Genomic DNA, 16,886 nt, shown 5'->3' on the forward strand with positions numbered 1-16,886 from the left:
ATTTCTCTGAAATAACGAACCGCAAAGACGCAGAGGACACGGAGAAATAAGAGTTGAAAAAATATCCTAAAACTGATGCAAAAATCCTCTCTATTTCTCCTCTCTCTGCTTTCTCTGCGCCTCTGTGGTTCGTTTATTTGGATAAATTTATTTCTTATCCCTTACCTAAATCCAAAATTGATATGACTCAACTAAAAACACTTCCCACCTACGACCCAAGTTTATTTGAGGGAGCCGCTGAGGGCTACGCTCAATATAGAACCAAATACCCACCGATTGTATTTGATAAACTAGCCGAAATATTTAATCTCAATGGTCAAGGACGACTCCTGGATTTAGGTACTGGCCCAGGATTAATTTCAATTCCCCTACGAACCCAATTTGAGGAAGTTGTTGCGATCGACCCCGATCCAGAAATGATTGCAGAAGCTAAACGCCAAGCAGCAGCAGTCGGAGCAAATAATATTACTTGGTTAGAACAAGGAGCAGAGTTAATCGACTCTAGTTTAGGGAAATTTAAGTTAACCACTATTGGTAGAGCCTTCCATTGGATGGAACGCGAACTAGTGCTTGAACGCCTTTATGAATTGCTAACTGATGATGGTGGATTAGCACTGCTTCAGACTGGTGATAACCCTTGGGAAAGCAATCTACCTTGGAAACAAGCTGCTATTGGAGTAGTAAAAAAATGGTTAGGTGAAGAACGGCGGACTGGACAACGAGGACAAGGGACTCGTAAGCCAGTCGATCCTCCCCATGAAGTCGTAATTAGCAATTCAGCTTTTGCTCGTCAAGAAAACTATGAAGTGCCATTTGAAAAATCTTGGACTATCGATAGCTATCTCGGCTATTTATACACTACAGCCTTCTCTTTGAAAATTTTCTATGGCGATAAAGCTCCAGCATTTGAAAAGGATCTCAGAGAAGCGCTACTAGCAGTTGAGCCATCTGGACATTTCACAGAAGAACTCAAAGCTACAATCCTAGTCGCTTGGAAGCACTAGCAAAATTGAACGCTGACAAAACAGAGTTTCACTCAAAAATTTCAATCTTCCACTAGCACGACACTGGAGTGAGCCTTTCTCACTCCATTTCCTAAATTTTTGCCTCCTAACTATTAAATTTTCAGTTCCTCGAGTCGTTGCGGAGTGGGTATTACCCACTCTCTTCCCTAATTTCATAAGTAAAGTTTTTGAAGTTATAAAAACATTTACTGATTGGAGCTTTCAAAAAAACATTTTCGTTCTTGATATTGCAATTAATCATCATTTTCTAACCACCTAGAGGGAATCAATAAAGCAACTCATGCCAGCTTTAAAAGGAAAGTTTGAATTCAGAAAAAGCCCGAGAACAACACGTCGTTCTTTGTTATTTGCTCTGGGCTACTGCTTAATGCTATCGACGACCTTATCAAGTTGTAGTGAAGCCAAAAATAACGCTCAACAGTCAGCAGCTTCTCCTGAGTCGGTGGCCATATCTAGCACTACAGAGAAGCAAGTAGTGCGGATTGTACGTTCAAAACAACTTTCCGCTTTAGCAGTTTTAGAAAAGCAAGGTTCCTTAGAAAAGCGATTAGAGCCTCTGGGTTTTAAAGTACAGTGGGCTGAGTTTGCGGCTGGACCACAACAGCTAGAAGCTTTGAATGCAAATGGATTGGATATTGCATCTACAGCCGAATCGCCCCCTGTATTTTCACAAGCAGCAGGAGCGCCCCTTGTTTATCTAGCTACTACACGTCCTAGTGGTAAAGCTATTTCACTTTTAGTTCCTGTAAACTCTTCAATTAAAAGTGTTGCTGATTTGAAGGGTAAAAAAGTAGCTTTTCAGAAAGCCTCTATCGGCCACTATTTACTAGTTAAAGCATTAGAAGATGTGGGGCTGAAACTGAGCGATGTCCAATCAGTTTTCTTAGCACCGGCAGATGCAAATGCGGCATTCAGCCAAAATAAGGTGGATGCTTGGTATATTTGGGAGCCATTCGGTACCAGAAATGTACAAAATAAAATAGCTCGTGTTTTAGCAGATGGTGATAAGTTGCGGGATACTGGCAATTTTTACTCAACTTCGCGCCAATTTTATCAGGCTCATCCTGATGTAATCAAAGTGTTTTTAGAGGAGTTAGAAAAGTCAGAAATCTGGACTAAGGCTCATCCGAAAGAAGTAGCACAACTGCTTGCTCCTGTAACTCAGCTAGATCCACCGACTCTAGAAATAATGCACAATAAATATGATTATGGGTTGCTACCAATTACTGAGAAAACTATTACCAAGCAACAAGAAGTAGCAGATAAGTGGTACAGCCTCGGACTTATCCCGAAAAAGGTGAATGTTAGAGATGGCTTTTTAACCCCTGAAGAGTACGCCAAAATTACTCCTTCAGATGTATTAGCTAATAAGTAGTTATACCCAAAAAGAAATTAAAGCACAGGAGAATATTATGCCTACCTCGACTTTGACCAAGGTTAAAATAAGTCCTATCGATGCTCCTTTGGGAGCGATAGTTACCGATCTTGATGCCAGTCAAGCGATCGCACCTGAAGTTATATTACAACTTAAGCAAGCACTGCGCGATCGCCATATCTTGATCTTCAAAGACCAAAAACTCTCTGATAACCAGCTTTTGAACTTCGCTCTATACTTTGGCGCACTCTTTGTACCATCTGATGAAACTCCAGTCTTGGCTTCTAAACCAGGAGAAACCCCAGTGGTGATTCCGATTTCTAATGTCGATGGCGGCTATACCGGTACTGGAGAACTAACTTTCCATTCTGACCATAAATGGACTCCCACACCATCTAGTGGTTCGCTGCTTTATGCTTTGGAAATACCAACTCATGGTGGAAATACTTATTGGTTAAATACAAATTTGGCCTATGAGGCGTTAGATGAAACCACCAAAGAACGGATTGCAGATTTGCAGTTGATTACCTACAACCCATTTTTGCGAGATCGGAATGCACCCCGCTCTTTATATCGTTTAGACAAAACTATTCCTTTAATCAGTCCGATCTTTCCCCATCCTTTAGTTAGGACACATCCAGAGAGTGGTAAAAAGCATCTTTACTTAGATGCAGCTACAGAAGTGGAAGTTGTCGGGTTAGAGCCAGAAGAAGGATCTAAACTGATTGAACAGTTGCGCCAGCATCTAAATCAATCCAAATTCTACTACCAACATAAATGGTCTGTAGGTGATATTGTCTACTGGGATAATCAAGCTACCTTGCATTACCGTCAAGCATTTGATCCAAATGAGCGACGGGTTTTGAAGCGAGTTAGTCTTGCAGGTAGCCGTCCTTTTTAGGTTTTATTATCTAGATAGATATAACGCCTTGAAAAACTGAAATCTACTTTTAAAAATGGGGTGGTAGTCATCCACCCTCGTTTCTAAACGAAACAATAAAAAACACTTAGTTTATCATAATAAATCTATATATTAATCTGACTTTACTCTGAAATTTATTAGTTTCAAAAATAATTTTAAATAACCCTTTTTGAGTTGTGCTGATTTTTATAAATCAAATACAAACTCTATTTAATTTTAGTTCTTAAAATAAATATTGCTCAAACCACACTCACAAAAATAAATTTACAAAAAACCTTCTTATCTCTGCCAGGTAGTGTTTATTAACACTTTATTCCAAGACCAAATCCGATAATATATAAACCAATACAGTTCAATCAAGCAATTTTTCCCTTCTCTTTATTCTCTCTGTGTACTCTGTGCCTCTGCGGTTCATTAAAAAAATGACTTTGACAAAGAGCGCTAACCTTAACTGAACCGTATTGAGATATAAACTGTATTTAATAACCAATTTGCTGAAACATAATATTACAGTAAAAAGTTTTCTATTGAAGGAGACAATAGAGTTTTATGGCATTTTTTAAAGATTTGCAGCAATCTCATATATCAATTAACAAGCCGATAAAATCTAAAATCGAGAATTTAAAGCCTTTTTTGCGAACAGTAAATCTGATATCTAATAAAAGCCTAACTATCAAAACAAAAGCTAAATATAAAATTCAACATAACTATCTATCTTTACTTGTAGCTGCTTTCTCCCTAACAATCCCAATCAGCATAGTTGGTTGCAGCCAAGAAAATAAAACAACTCAGAACCAAGCATCTACAATTAGTACAGATGCTCAAAATCAATCAGTTTCTAATACTCCCCAAAAGCAAGAAGTGCGAATTGTTTCTTCTAAGCTTGGTTCTCTTGCAGTTATGAGAAAACAGGGAACTCTAGAAAAAAGTTTGGCAGCGAAAAATTTTACTGTCAAGTGGTTAGAGTTTGCTGCTGGGCCACAAGCTTTAGAAGCATTAAACGCAGGTTCTCTTGACATTGCAGCCACAGCTGAATCACCACCTATATTTGCTCAAGCAGCAGGTACACCACTTGTCTATGTGGTAACTACAGCATTTAATGGTAAAGGAGTTTCTTTTCTAGTGCCAAAAAACTCTCCAATTAAAAGTGCTGCTGACTTTAAAGGCAAAAAAGTTTCTTTTCAAAAAGCTTCTATTGCTCACTATGTTTTGCTGAAAGCGCTACAAAAAGATCAGCTAAAGCTCACTGATGTTAAATCTATTTTCTTACCACCTCCAGATGCAAATGTTGCTTTTAGCCAGGGTGGACTTGATGTTTGGGTAACTTGGGAACCTTATATTACAAGAGCCGTACAAAAAAATATTGGTCGTGTATTAATAGATGGACAAGGACTCCAAAACTTAGGGAGCTTTTATTCTACCTCGCGTAAATTTGCGAAAGAGCATCCTGAAGTTCTCAAAATTTTTCTGGAGGAGCTGACAAAAGCAGATGAGTGGTCTAAAAAGAATCCCGATAAATTAGCAGAACTTGTTTCTCCTGATGTTGGTATTGATGTTACTACCTTGAAAAAGATTCAAGCTAAATCAGCTTATGGATTGCTACCAATTACTGAAGAAGTTATCACTAAACAACAACAAATTGCTGATTTATGGTACAGCCAAGGGCTCTTGCCAAAGAAAGTTAATGTTAGAGATGGTGTATTAGCTCCAGAAGAATATGCGGCTTTTATACCAGAATCAATTAAATCTAAATAGAAAATCATTAACTTTAGAAAGCTGAAATCATTTAAAAGTTTATCTTTTCCTGATAGTAAAGATTATTTTATCCTGGAGTCGTAAAAATGTTGAGCAATACGGTAATCAAAACTTCACCAATTATCAGAAGATTTGCATTGTTGGTAATGCCTAGCTTTTTGGCTTTATCTACCACATTAATTAGTTGTACATCGACCAGTGAAAATACAAATAGTGCAACTGAACCAAAAGCAGATCCAGCAGCAACAAAAACCATTGCTCTGAAAACAAAAGTTCTACGAATGGGTTATCAAAGCTCTGGTGACTTAGTGAGAGTGAGAGGAGTTTTAGAAAAACGTTTAGAATCCTTGGGTGTTAAAGTTGAGTGGGCACAATTTGCCCAAGGGCCGCAACTTATGGAAGCGATGAATGTTGGCAAAATTGATGTCGGTTCAGTTGGAGAAACTCCTCCTATTTTTGCCCAAGCTGCTGGTGCAAGAATTGTCTATCTTGCTGGTAGACGAATTACTGCTACTTCCGGTAAAGGGAGTGCGATCGTAGTTCCTAAAGGTTCTCCAATTAAGAGTTTAGCGCAAATCAAAGGGCAAAAAGTAGTCTTTCAAAAAGGTTCAGCTTCTCACTATTTCATCATCAAAGCTTTAGAAGAAGTGGGCTTGAAATACAGTGATATTAAAGTTTTGAGTATGCCCAATGTGGAAGCCCGTGGTGCATTTATTCAGGGCACTATTCCAGTTTGGGTAACTGGCGATCCTCATTTAGCTTTGGTAGAAAAACTCCACGGTGCGCGGGTGCTGAGAGATGCGACAAATATCGGTACTCCAGGCGGATACTATGTAGGAACACGGGAGTTTGCTAAGGAAAATCCCGAATTACTTCGGATTATCTTGGAAGAGATTGATAAAAATGGTCAATGGGCTGAAGCAAATCGTCAAGAAGTAGCCAAACTCATAGCACCTGTACTTAAAATTGATTTACCCATTCAAGAAATAATTTCTGGACGCGCTAATTATCGATTAAAAGGAATTACCCCAGAATTGATGAAAGCTCAACAAAATGTTGCCGATTTATTTTATAACGAAAAAATCTTGCCCAAAAAGATTGATGTTCAGGAAGCACTGCTGACATCCCAAGAATATGCAGCTATTACTCCACCAACATTGATCAGCGAAAAATAGAAACTAATCAGATTATGATACCTAAACCTCGTCTACCTTGAAAACCGTAGTTTTGTAGGTTGGGTGCAGCGATAGCGTAACCCAACATAAATAGGGAAGGTGGTAATGTTGGGTTGCGTTTCACTCCACCCAACCTACATAAATATATCTTTTAAAAAACTCTAGGTTTCAATATAGATGAGGTTTAGAACACAAATTCAATAATTTTGGAAGGACTTCTCTTCCAACCTTTCTTTTCGGTGTACACACATCTCTGTGTACACCAGAGTAACCCTTTTAGGAAGCATCACACAAAGCGACAATAATCACATAGAGGCAGGTTTATTCAGCTATTAAGTTAGCGATCGCTTCTACTAATTTACCTTGCTCTAATAATTTGGCAAGATGGCTGTGAAATTAAGCTGAAAGTACTTGCTTGGCATTAATTTTTCACGAATGGGGTAGTAGTACTTCATCTATGATGCTACTGGTGTTACATTTACCATTAAAAATATTTCGTTAAAAGCGCCTCACCTGGTTCTCCCATCTGGTATAATAGCTTTTCAATTTGTTTCATAGCGAGTGGCGAAGGTCGTGTTCGTCCATTTTCCCATCGGTTTACAGTGTGGAATGAAACCCCTAACATCGTTGCCAATTTTACCTGTGATAATTTGAGGCACTGCCGAGTCTCACGAACCAACAGTGCAATGCTTGGCTGTTTGATTGCAGTCATAGGCTAAATATATTTTTTTACAAGATATTGCAATATAGCAGATGCTATAACTCTGACTGCACCTATCTATGGTTATAAAGGTTGTAATTTGATCGTTATGTACTACATCAACTATCATGCAAGCTATTTAAGCTATTAATAGAGTTGTTCCAATCTAGGAAATAGAAAATATGAGAGTTTGGCTTGCTTGCTTTTTAGTGCTGTTTGCCTTGGCGGAATTATTTGACTGGTTGCAAGAATTTAATCTGCCATTACCTATCTATATTTTGGGTGGCGCTTTTTTAGCTGTTGCTTCTAACTATGATAAGATTGTGGGCTCCTATTTTGACGAGCCGAGTATCGAAGCATCGCTCGAACAACCCCGGTTAGATTCACTAACACCATCTACTAATCCTATTTCTTTCTCTATTGCCAGTGCTGTTGAAGATACTCCAACATCTCAAAAAGATGATTAGTGCTATTGCGCGACTCCGATGGCGAGCAATGGGAGAGGATAAGAGCTAACTAGCGTCATAGCCTGTCGTAGACATCGCTTATTTCTTTGGTAATGCTGCGTGTCAGCTTTCTTTAAGAGTAGGAATATGCCAAAATTTCTCACTAGCAAGTAAATTGCTACATTAATAGAGAAGCTGAGGTTAATTAGCTTTTAACCTAGAGTCCGAAAATTAACTTTTCCGCCTGCAACATCTACCCAATTCAGGCTACTGCCGCAATGCTGTGATTAGTGGACTATTAAAAAAACTCCGTGTCCCTTTTATCAAAGTTCAGGATTCCCGTGAAACTTCCAAGAACAAAAGCTGGTTGCAGATTATTTTAGTTACCAGTGCGGGAGTTACCGTGTTTATCTGGGGAATTCGGGAACTCAAATGGTTACAGCCTTGGGAGTTAAGAGTTTATGATGAAATGTTGCGATCGCGTCCAGCACAAGCACCCGATCAGCGGATTTTGCTAGTAAAAATCACTGACGACGATCTTAAACGAGAGAAATGGGCTCTATCAGATCGGACAATCAATCAGCTATTAAAAAAAATCGAGTCTTATCAACCGCGAGTTGTTGGTTTATATCTTTTCCAACCAGAAAACAACAATTTGGCTATTAATTTCCAAAATCAAGATAACATCGTCAGCACTTGTTTGTTCAGCAGTTTGGGTAGAGATGAAATTCCACCACCACCCAATTTTCCTATAGATAATGTTGGGTTTAGCGATGTCGTTTCTGACAATGAAAACGACCAAATTCTCCGTCGTAGTTTGTTATTTGCTTACTCTACAGACAATAAATGTACAACATCATTTGCTTTTGGGGCGCTAATAGGAATTAATTATCTAGAGAAACAAGGTATTGAATACAAGTTTACTAATAAAAAAGAATTACAGTTAGGTAAAATCCTCTTTCCACGTTTACAACCTAATTCCGGTAGCTATCAACATCTGGATACAGATGGCTATCAAATATTATTAAATTATCGTCACCCTAACAGTTTTGCCGATCAAGTAACCCTTACGCAAGTCCTCAGTGGTCAAGTTAACTCCAGTTTATTCAAAGACCGTCTTGTAATTATCGGCACTACTGCGGCTAATTTACCTCCAGGCGGATTTTATACACCCTACAGTACTTTGCCAGATCAACCAGCCAGAATGCCTGCTCTGTTTATTCATGCACAGATAGCAAGTCAACTCATCAGTACAGTGTTGGATGGGCGACCTCTAATTTGGTATTGGCCCGACTGGGCAGAATTTATTTGGATGTGGTGCTGGTCGCTTTTAGGTGGAATTATCGTATGGCGATGGCAAAATCCGTTGCTGTTGCTAGTGGTGGGAGGAACAACTCTACTTGGGTTAGTAGGAATCTGCATTGGTTTGTTTTTGCAGGCTGGATGGGTGCCTTTAATTCCCTCTGCTCTTACTTTGGTTGTTAGTAGTATTTGTGTGATTGCTTATACCAGTTACCAAAATCAGCGACAAACTCAGGTGATTATTCTGCAAGTTGAAAAACAACAAGAAGCGATCGCACAATTAAATATACTCTTAGAAGACAAAACCGCAATTCCCGATTCGTCTCTTGGTTTTCCTCTCCCAATTGATTCACCAGAAATAAAATCAGGTAATTTGCTTTTGGGTGGACGCTACAAAATCTCTCAAGTTCTTGGTTCAGGTGGATTTGGTCGAACTTATTTAGCACAGGATACTCAACGACCGGGTAATCCTACTTGTGTAGTTAAAAAGTTAATGCCAGCCCGTCAAGATACACGATTTTTGCAAGTTGCTCGCAGGTTGTTTCATAGTGAAGCTGAGATATTAGAATCTTTGGGTAAACATCATCAGATTCCTGAACTACTTGCTTATTTTGAAGATGACCAAGAATTCTATTTAATTCAACAATATATCGAAGGACATACTTTAAGTGAAGAATTACCACCTGTTCAGGATGTGCAAAGCGAATCATTTGTCATAGAGATGTTAAAGCAAGTTTTAGAAGTTCTAGAATTTGTTCACCAGCATCGAGTGATTCATCGTGATATCAAACCAACTAATATAATTCGATGCGATCAAGATAATCGGCTGGTATTGATTGACTTTGGTGCAGTCAAATTGATGCAACCCCCGACTAGCGAGCAAACAGAATTAGCTACAGTAGCCATTGGGACGCGGGGTTATGCACCTCCAGAACAATTTGCCGGTCATCCCCGCCTATGTAGTGACATTTACGCTTTAGGAATGATTGGTATTCAAGCCATAACTGGAATACCACCGCAAGAACTCCATCCAGATCCAGAAACGGGGAATGTGATGTGGCGGCATACAGTGCCAGTCAGGGAAGAATTGGCGGTCATTTTAGATAAAATGGTTTGCTATCATTTTAGCGATCGCTATCAATCAGCCGCCGCAGTTTTACAAGATTTAAAACGTATGTAGTCCTAGCAAGCATCGCAAGGTAGGAATTTTAACTCTCACTCGTCAACTTCCGTCGTAATTCCCGAATTGCGGGCTAGTATTACGCTCGTAGGCAATTTTTAAACACTCTGTGACTATCTCTGACACATTGATATTAGGGAAATAACGGCTACTGCTTTCAACAGTGTAGACATCGCCTTGCAATCTGTAAATTACAAGCTGGTTCTTCCTGAACAACCAAACTTCTGGTACTCGATAAGGCAGGTAGTCATTTACATCGGTGTAGCTGGTGATGTCTATCTCTACCACCAAATCGGGAGATGGATCAACACCCCAATTGATGCGATCTTTACCTGCAATTGCCTGCCAGTTTTCAATATAAAAACAGTAGTCTGGTTCTATACCACTTTCCTGTGGTAGTTCCATTGTGATTGGGGTAAATGCCTCGTATTCTCGCCCCAGATGATCGAGCAAAACTTTTACTACATCTGCAATTACACTTACTTTACGCCCATGTTCTGGTAGTGGTGCCATCAAGAGAATTTCTCCATCTCGATACTTGATACGAGGCGAAGAGCGATCGCCTAGTTGTTTATTCAGTGCTTGATAATCTTGCCAACTTCCGGGTAGGCGTACTACTGTGCCTGGGGGCAAATGGATTGTATCGGGTGTGACAACAGCGAACATAGAGCTAATACCTCCACTTCAACTGTAATACTTTAGTAATCAATTGCTACGACTAAAAAATACAGCAGCGACAATAATTAAACCTAAAAGTGCTAGAGGAACCCAAAGATTAGGAATATCTGACCAACTCATATTTAATTACGAATTACGTTAGCGGAGCGGGGCGTTAGCCCATTACGAATTACGAATTATCTTAAACCAATGCCTCCTTTAGCGAATTCTTCAACAGTTTTCTGTGAAAATTCATGAGTTGCGATCGCTTGCAACATTGCCAATGGTAAAGTCAAATGATGGGCCCCGGCTTGCAATGATGCGGCTGCTTCTTCAGGAGATTTGATACTAGCTGCCAAAATCTCTGTATCACTGCCTTTGAGGACGCTAGCCATATCCCGCACTAAGGCAATACCGTCACCTAACAACCGCGTAGCTCGATTTACATAAGCTATGGCAATTTTAGCTCCTGCTTCCCGTGCTACTGCTGCTTGTGCTGCACTGTAAATTGCTGTCACTGAACAGGTAATTTCTGAGGATAGACTCGCCACCACTTCAAAACCTAACGGTGTTGCGGGAATCTTCAAAATTGTTTGTGAACCAATAATCTTGAAAGCTTTTCTACCTTCAGCTAGCATCCCAGCTTTATCAGATGCTACAAGTTGATAGTATAACGGGCCAGAGGTCAAGGCAACCAAATTTTTGAGCGTGGTTTCTGGTGGAGTATCGCTTTGAGACAACAGCGTGGGATTTGTGGTAATGCCTTTCACCCATCCCCAAAGCTGAACAACTTCGGCTTCAGATGCGATCGCTGAGTCTAGATATAGTGCCATAATTTTCCTGAATCGATTGTTAAAATTAATTTACCAGATGTGCAACTTAGACTTTCTTACGTACCAAAATATTCTGCACTATTTCCTAGCCCTTGGCATACTATTGATTCAGGACTGCCATCAGGAGGTAGTTCAGGAGTAGAATATTTTCCGAATCTATATCCCGAAGATATTCCTATTTATATTCGACGTAATGAACTTTTCTTTGATGGCAAGAAGTGGAGATATAAAACACCTCACAAAAAAGTGTTTACACCTAATGGAGAGTATAATTTTGTAGTACAGAGAGGCCAGATATATATAGCAAGGCAAAAATTTAGTTTGGGAAGTCATATTGATATTGCAAGAGGTAACAACGTTGACTTTGCAGGTCAAATTCGCTTTGGTCATAATAAAAATAATAAAGGTCAAATTAAATATTGGAATAATGTTTCTGGTCACTACAAACCATCAGCTAATTCAGCAGGTAACGCTGGTTTGCCATTAAACCTTTTCATACCTTATGGATTTTGACAATAACTTATGAATGCTCGTGTTCAACAATTAATACAGATTAGTACTTATAGATCCTTAACTTCTCAGGAGGAAAAGGTAATTTTAGATTATCTGAAATCAATACCAGAAGTTGCAGTATATGAAATTATCAAGATCATGGTTGAACAAAAAAGCCTTGTTACTATTGTAATTGCAAAGAAGGTCTTGCATAAAAAAGATTATGTTACAAAAATGTTTAGCTATGGAGTTTTAGAATCCAATGCTCAATCTATTAAATTATGGTTAGATTTTGCAATTCCTAAACTGGGATTTAAGTCAGTAGTAAAATTAATTGAAGATTTAAATAATGATAGTAATAGGTTGATCGAGAAAGCAGTCTACTGGCTTCCTCTGTTTATCTCTGAGAATGAAAATAGGTCTTGGAACTTACTGGAGAAATTAAGGGAAAAGGTAAAGTGTAGTCCAATCTGAACTTCGTTCTAAATTATGAATTCTTTAACCAGCTTTCAAGGGATAATTAATCCTTGTTATACATAACAGCCTACACGGAGAACTTAAGATGACATCTCCAGAAACGGTTATATGGCTACAAGAACGCACCAGTTTAGGAATTCTCTCTGATGAAGTGTTAAATGCGATCGCACAAGTAATTGAAGAACAAGTTGTACCAGCCGAAACTGACTTGGTTAGTGAAGGCAATTCTCCAGAAGCCCTTTATATTCTTGTAGAAGGTCAGCTCGAAAGCAATAGCACCAATCAAAGCAACCCAGCCTTAGCTTGTGGATTCCTTCCCGGAGCAGTGATTGAACTCAAAGAATTGCTGCTGGAAGAATTAACTCCATTCACAATTACTACAGTAACTGAATGTCATTTGTGGGTTGTACCTGCTGATAAATTTCGGAAATTAGTCACCCAATACCCCGAAATTGCTCAGGCTTTTTCGCGTCAATTGGCTCAAGAACTAGCTCAGGCAACATCTGCACTTGGCTATGAACAAGAACGTTCTGTAGCTTTGCGGCCATATTTAGTTACCAAAGCCCAACGGGGTATTGTCGGTACAAGTCGCTATGCTGTGAGGTTGCGGGAGCAAATTCGAGAAGCGGCTGCTGACCGCAAATCAGTGGATATTTTCGGAGAACCAGGGCTAGAAAAAGATAACATAGCAGCCCTCATCCACTTTGGTTCTCCAAAACGGCGAGAACCAATCATTAAAGTAAATTGCGGTATTCTGCAAACTAGCGGCGCAGACTTATTTGGTCGAGCCGGTGGTAAACCAGGACTGTTGGAATGGTTGGGAGAAGGTACTTTAGTTCTCAACAACATCCAAGAATTACCCGAAGAATTATTACCTACCGTGACGCAGTTGCTCAAAACTGGCATGTATACCCCCGTCAGTCGTTCTGGAGAAACAGCACCCGAACCTCGCCCCAGTAAAGCCAGAATTCTGATTGTTTCAGAAAAAACTCAGCCGACAATTGAACGCTGTATTGGTCATATTATTAAAGTACCGCCGCTAAGGGTGCGGAAAGCTGATATTCAGGCGCAGGTTGAATATTATACTAGTCTCTACATTCGCTCTAGAGGCGTTCCGAAACCGCATATTACCCCAGAAGCTTTGCGTCGCCTCCAGTCTTATGATTTTCCTGGGAACCTCAAAGAACTGAAAAATCTGGTTGAAAGAGCGATCGTGCAAGCTGAGGGTACTGATGAATTAACAGAAGAAATTTTCTGGCCAGCCGAAACTAAGAAAAAACGATTTCGAGTAAATCTGTTAAATGCCTATCCTAGTTTGCGGCGGTTTTTACGTAGTCCTTGGTGGCCCGATCGCATTAACTATGGTTTTACTGCAACGGCTTTTGCAATCATCGTTGCAATATTATTTATTGGGCCACAAACCCGCGATCGCAATTTCGTCTTAAATCTATTTTGGGCTTGGTGGTGGCCATTCTTCTTATTTCTCTTTCCCTTTTTGGGACGCATCTGGTGTTCTGTTTGTCCTTTCATGATTTACGGCGAAATTACCCAAAAGTTATCTCTCTGGCTGTGGCCACGACAACTCAAACGCTGGCCAAGACAGCAAGCTGAAAAATGGGGCGGATGGTTCATGTTTGGTTTATTCACCCTAATTTTCTTATGGGAAGAACTCTGGCATTTAGAAAATACCGCTTACCTTAGCGCTTGTTTGCTGCTGTTAATTACCGCCGGGGCGATGATTTTCTCTGCCATTTTTGAGCGGCGGTTTTGGTGTCGATATCTCTGCCCCATTGGTGGGATGAATGGTTTATTTGCCAAACTCTCAATGACAGAACTCCGCGCCCAGCAAGGAATATGTTCTGCCAGTTGCACGACGTATCAGTGCTATAAAGGTGGGCCGCAAAAGGGCGAAGGGATGGAGACTAATGGATGTCCTTTATACTCCCACCCCGCGCAGTTAGAAGATAACAGAGATTGCGTATTGTGCATGACTTGCCTGAAAGCCTGTCCCCATCGTTCCGTTGAATTCAACTTGCGTCCCCCTGGAATTGAATTGTGGACAACTCATGTACCCCGCACTTATGAAGTAGCATTATTGTTTTTGCTGTTGGGTGGGATATATCTGCATCGCTTGCCAGAATTACAATCTTGGTTGGGTTTACAACTGGATTTAACTCAGTTTTGGCAGCACTTCGGATTATCGCTGCTAGTGTTAATTATCCCAGCGATTTTTACCTTTGGAGCTTATGGCTTGCTGAAATTGTTGAACTTTAACCGAAAGCCAAAATCATTTGTAGAACTTGCTTATGGCTATTTACCATTGGTGTTGGGCGGAAACTTGGCTCACTATTTGCGTTTGGGCTTAGGCGAAGGCGGGCGGATTTTACCTGTTACCTTTGCTACTCTTGGTTTGAGTGGAGAACAATTGCCAATATTGGTTGCTCACCCGGCTGTGATTGCTTTTTTGCAAGGTGCAACGATAATTTTATCAGTGTTAATGACTATGTTATTAACTCAAAAAATTGCCAAGCAACCAGTGAAATCCCTCCTTGGGCAACACCTAGCCGCGATCGCTTTGGCAGCTAGTTTATGGGCAATTATCGTGTTCTAGCAATCGCTCCTTTGTATGCCATTCCACTCTGATCTTGCTCCCCTTCCCTACAAGGGAAGGGGCTGGGGGTTAGGTCTGTATTATGACTAGAAAACCACTATATTCCACCAAGAAGTCTCTAATCACTTAGACTAAGTGCAAAAAGTGAGTTAAAAACATTCTTCTTCCCTACGAACGTGATAGAAAATACTTATATGATTTATGATTTTTGATTCATAGTGTAAGGATTACAGATAATGCATGTTCTAAAAAGATCCATCAAACCAGCACCTTATATATCATTCCTCCACATCTACCAAACTACTTGGGGGACAGCTGGTGATATTTGTTTAATCCGTGAATCGATTGCTGAAGAAAGTACAGCCAAATTTATTGGTCACAAAGTCCAACTAGTAGTCCCAAAAGGGCTAGAGCGCGATCGCATTGCCAACTGTCCGATAATTAAAGTTGCAGGTAATGTCGGCGACGGACATCCTAAAGAACACCCGTTGGAATGGGAAGCTTATGAGGGTGTAAATGAAGAAATAGCTTTAGCGGCTCTCAAACCTTGGGGATTCAAGTTAATTGAACTCTAATATGGCAATCTGACTAGCTCAACTCGCTTTCGTTCTTCTGAAACTATTTTTTCCCCTAGTGCCATCAGACATTGGCTCAAATGGAAAAATTCATCTAATAGACATAGGAGTGAAATTAATTATGCGTTGCCCGAAATCCTTGGTAGGCATAATTCATAAATTGTACCTACGTTATTTTCACTCCTACGTCTAATGTACCAAACCAGGTTTCTAAATCCGCGATCGCCTGAAAATCCAACAATGCTTCACCAAGATTTTCTAATTGTTCTAAAGAGAGAGTTTCAATCCGGTCTAGCATCTCTTGGGGTAATTCTCCCACCCGTCGAGTAAGTTGACGGAGAATGAGTAATTGCCCTTCTGCTTTTCGTCCTCTTAGTTCTCCTCGTTGTTCGCCGCGTTGTTCACCTTCAGCGAGAATTTCTTGATAAATCACTGACTCGCGCATCATACCCTCCCGAAATAATTGTCGAATCAAGTCTTGATTGTATTTTAACCCCGCTAAGATTTGGGTATACGCGGAAATTTCTGGTCGTTGTCTTGGCTCAAGTTGATTAACTTTGACCACAACTTGTTGCAACAAAGCTTGGGGTTGCGTGGTTGCCGCCAGTGGTGCTAATGGTAACAAAGCGGGCTCATTGAGGAATAGTTCAGGATTTTCTTCCCATAAACGAATCACGCGATATTCATGACGGGTAGTTTCGACACAGAAGACAGTTTCAATTACTGTTCCTGGTGCAGGGGGAAGCAGTAATACGACAACTTGCGTTATTGGTAGACGATACAAACGATACAAGCGTACCCAGTAATCTAGCATCCGCAGGGGTAGGGGTGGCGTAGATTCTAGTTTGGTTTGAAATTCTAGATGCAGAATGCGTCCTTGTAGCTGTAGGAATGTGACGTAATCAGCACGAATCGGTTCAATGCTCAATTCGGTTTTGAGAACTGTGACGCTTGTTTGTGGTGTACCCAAAACCCAACTGGCAAAGGTAGCAGGATGTTTTTCGGACAGTAGTTTGCAGAGGTTATCAAAAGACATTAGCGATCGCTAACAATTGAACTAGGTATTGTTATTATCTGGTGCAGTGGTTTGAGTAGGCGATGTCTACGATGGGCTACGCCTACGCACCATCGCTCAGGATAGCTCATTATTATACTTTGGGTGTATCTTTTTAAATTCCTGTACCTGTAGTATTTACATTAATATTCCATTTTTAGCTAGGTTGAGTTATCAGACGGTAAAAAGATAACTGTAGCGGTTCCTGATTGACTAGTAAAAAACCTAACTCCCTTCTCTTTTTCTACTAAAGAAAGGGCAGAAACAGCCTTTATTTCTAAAAAAATTACGAATTACGAATTACGAA

Annotated in this window: 15 protein-coding genes; 11 read left to right on the forward strand and 4 right to left on the reverse strand. The window is 40.1% G+C overall.

The features are described from left to right. The first annotated feature begins 182 nt into the window (after nt 1–182). The 5 genes from IQ274_RS20685 (at nt 183) to IQ274_RS20705 (ending at nt 6,252) form a co-directional block, all read left to right on the forward strand. Nucleotides 183–1,004 (forward strand): class I SAM-dependent methyltransferase, encoded by an 822-nt coding sequence (locus IQ274_RS20685; RefSeq protein ID WP_194143317.1) that lies wholly within the window; start codon nt 183–185, stop codon nt 1,002–1,004. Nucleotides 1,005–1,305: 301 nt separating this feature from the next. Next, on the forward strand, nt 1,306–2,400 hold the full coding sequence (locus IQ274_RS20690; RefSeq protein ID WP_163936588.1) for an aliphatic sulfonate ABC transporter substrate-binding protein: 1,095 nt from the start codon (nt 1,306–1,308) through the stop codon (nt 2,398–2,400). A gap of 37 nt (nt 2,401–2,437) precedes the next feature. Next, the gene (locus IQ274_RS20695) at nt 2,438–3,301 is read left to right on the forward strand and encodes a TauD/TfdA dioxygenase family protein (RefSeq protein ID WP_163936585.1); all 864 of its coding nucleotides are present in this window, start codon (nt 2,438–2,440) and stop codon (nt 3,299–3,301) included. A gap of 570 nt (nt 3,302–3,871) precedes the next feature. Further along, on the forward strand, nt 3,872–5,077 hold the full coding sequence (locus IQ274_RS20700) for an aliphatic sulfonate ABC transporter substrate-binding protein (RefSeq protein ID WP_163928638.1): 1,206 nt from the start codon (nt 3,872–3,874) through the stop codon (nt 5,075–5,077). 86 nt (nt 5,078–5,163) lie between these two features. Further along, entirely contained in the window at nt 5,164–6,252 is a 1,089-nt protein-coding gene (locus IQ274_RS20705) for a sulfonate ABC transporter substrate-binding protein (protein ID WP_163928637.1), read from the forward strand. Between the two features lie 484 nt (nt 6,253–6,736). Here the strand turns inward: IQ274_RS20705 and IQ274_RS20710 are convergent, their stop codons facing one another. Further along, entirely contained in the window at nt 6,737–6,964 is a 228-nt protein-coding gene (locus IQ274_RS20710; RefSeq protein ID WP_163939115.1) for a helix-turn-helix domain-containing protein, read from the reverse strand. A 170-nt stretch (nt 6,965–7,134) separates the two neighbouring features. Here IQ274_RS20710 and IQ274_RS20715 point away from each other — a divergent pair, with 170 nt between their 5' ends. Both IQ274_RS20715 and IQ274_RS20720 read left to right on the forward strand, forming a co-directional pair. Next, a complete protein-coding gene (locus tag IQ274_RS20715) occupies nt 7,135–7,419 on the forward strand; it encodes a hypothetical protein (protein WP_163939113.1) in 285 nt (94 codons plus the stop codon). Nucleotides 7,420–7,681: 262 nt separating this feature from the next. Continuing rightward, nucleotides 7,682–9,880, forward strand: coding sequence for a CHASE2 domain-containing protein (locus IQ274_RS20720; RefSeq protein WP_194143293.1), 2,199 nt, complete (start codon nt 7,682–7,684; stop codon nt 9,878–9,880). Between the two features lie 42 nt (nt 9,881–9,922). Here IQ274_RS20720 and IQ274_RS20725 read toward each other — a convergent pair whose 3' ends face one another. Then, a complete protein-coding gene (locus IQ274_RS20725; protein WP_322745272.1) occupies nt 9,923–10,546 on the reverse strand; it encodes a Uma2 family endonuclease in 624 nt (207 codons plus the stop codon). Between the two features lie 188 nt (nt 10,547–10,734). Next, nucleotides 10,735–11,370 carry a transaldolase family protein gene (locus IQ274_RS20730; RefSeq protein WP_194143294.1) on the reverse strand — a complete coding sequence of 212 codons (636 nt, stop codon included), beginning with the start codon at nt 11,368–11,370 and terminating at the stop codon, nt 10,735–10,737. Nucleotides 11,371–11,409: 39 nt separating this feature from the next. On the opposite strand from IQ274_RS20730, the gene IQ274_RS20735 reads away from it, so the two are divergent. The 4 genes from IQ274_RS20735 to IQ274_RS20750 all read left to right on the forward strand — a co-directional run bounded on the left by IQ274_RS20735 (nt 11,410) and on the right by IQ274_RS20750 (nt 15,525). Next, nucleotides 11,410–11,883, forward strand: coding sequence for a hypothetical protein (locus IQ274_RS20735; RefSeq protein WP_194143295.1), 474 nt, complete (start codon nt 11,410–11,412; stop codon nt 11,881–11,883). Between the two features lie 9 nt (nt 11,884–11,892). Then, nucleotides 11,893–12,336: a hypothetical protein gene (locus tag IQ274_RS20740; RefSeq protein WP_194143296.1), complete on the forward strand. Its 444-nt coding sequence runs from the start codon at nt 11,893–11,895 to the stop codon at nt 12,334–12,336. An 88-nt stretch (nt 12,337–12,424) separates the two neighbouring features. Then, nucleotides 12,425–14,950, forward strand: coding sequence for a sigma 54-interacting transcriptional regulator (locus IQ274_RS20745; RefSeq protein WP_194143297.1), 2,526 nt, complete (start codon nt 12,425–12,427; stop codon nt 14,948–14,950). 236 nt (nt 14,951–15,186) lie between these two features. Beyond that, nucleotides 15,187–15,525, forward strand: coding sequence for a hypothetical protein (locus IQ274_RS20750; RefSeq protein ID WP_163932338.1), 339 nt, complete (start codon nt 15,187–15,189; stop codon nt 15,523–15,525). 166 nt (nt 15,526–15,691) lie between these two features. Here IQ274_RS20750 and IQ274_RS20755 read toward each other — a convergent pair whose 3' ends face one another. Then, on the reverse strand, nt 15,692–16,561 hold the full coding sequence (locus IQ274_RS20755; protein ID WP_163932341.1) for a DUF4351 domain-containing protein: 870 nt from the start codon (nt 16,559–16,561) through the stop codon (nt 15,692–15,694). Between the last annotated feature and the right edge of the window lie 325 nt (nt 16,562–16,886).

Source organism: Nostoc sp. LEGE 12447, from assembly GCF_015206985.1.
Taxonomy (GTDB): Bacteria; Cyanobacteriota; Cyanobacteriia; order Cyanobacteriales; family Nostocaceae; genus Nostoc.

What these genes read in the sequence shown, in the direction of transcription:
- IQ274_RS20710 (WP_163939115.1), bottom strand. Translation starts at nt 6,964, where the DNA reads ATGACTGCAATCAAACAGCCAAGCATTGCACTGTTGGTTCGTGAGACT.
- IQ274_RS20715 (WP_163939113.1), top strand. Translation starts at nt 7,135, where the DNA reads ATGAGAGTTTGGCTTGCTTGCTTTTTAGTGCTGTTTGCCTTGGCGGAA.
- IQ274_RS20755 (WP_163932341.1), bottom strand. Translation starts at nt 16,561, where the DNA reads ATGTCTTTTGATAACCTCTGCAAACTACTGTCCGAAAAACATCCTGCT.
- IQ274_RS20685 (WP_194143317.1), top strand. Translation starts at nt 183, where the DNA reads ATGACTCAACTAAAAACACTTCCCACCTACGACCCAAGTTTATTTGAG.
- IQ274_RS20730 (WP_194143294.1), bottom strand. Translation starts at nt 11,370, where the DNA reads ATGGCACTATATCTAGACTCAGCGATCGCATCTGAAGCCGAAGTTGTT.
- IQ274_RS20690 (WP_163936588.1), top strand. Translation starts at nt 1,306, where the DNA reads ATGCCAGCTTTAAAAGGAAAGTTTGAATTCAGAAAAAGCCCGAGAACA.
- IQ274_RS20725 (WP_322745272.1), bottom strand. Translation starts at nt 10,546, where the DNA reads ATGTTCGCTGTTGTCACACCCGATACAATCCATTTGCCCCCAGGCACA.
- IQ274_RS20740 (WP_194143296.1), top strand. Translation starts at nt 11,893, where the DNA reads ATGAATGCTCGTGTTCAACAATTAATACAGATTAGTACTTATAGATCC.
- IQ274_RS20750 (WP_163932338.1), top strand. Translation starts at nt 15,187, where the DNA reads ATGCATGTTCTAAAAAGATCCATCAAACCAGCACCTTATATATCATTC.
- IQ274_RS20705 (WP_163928637.1), top strand. Translation starts at nt 5,164, where the DNA reads ATGTTGAGCAATACGGTAATCAAAACTTCACCAATTATCAGAAGATTT.
- IQ274_RS20695 (WP_163936585.1), top strand. Translation starts at nt 2,438, where the DNA reads ATGCCTACCTCGACTTTGACCAAGGTTAAAATAAGTCCTATCGATGCT.
- IQ274_RS20700 (WP_163928638.1), top strand. Translation starts at nt 3,872, where the DNA reads ATGGCATTTTTTAAAGATTTGCAGCAATCTCATATATCAATTAACAAG.
- IQ274_RS20745 (WP_194143297.1), top strand. Translation starts at nt 12,425, where the DNA reads ATGACATCTCCAGAAACGGTTATATGGCTACAAGAACGCACCAGTTTA.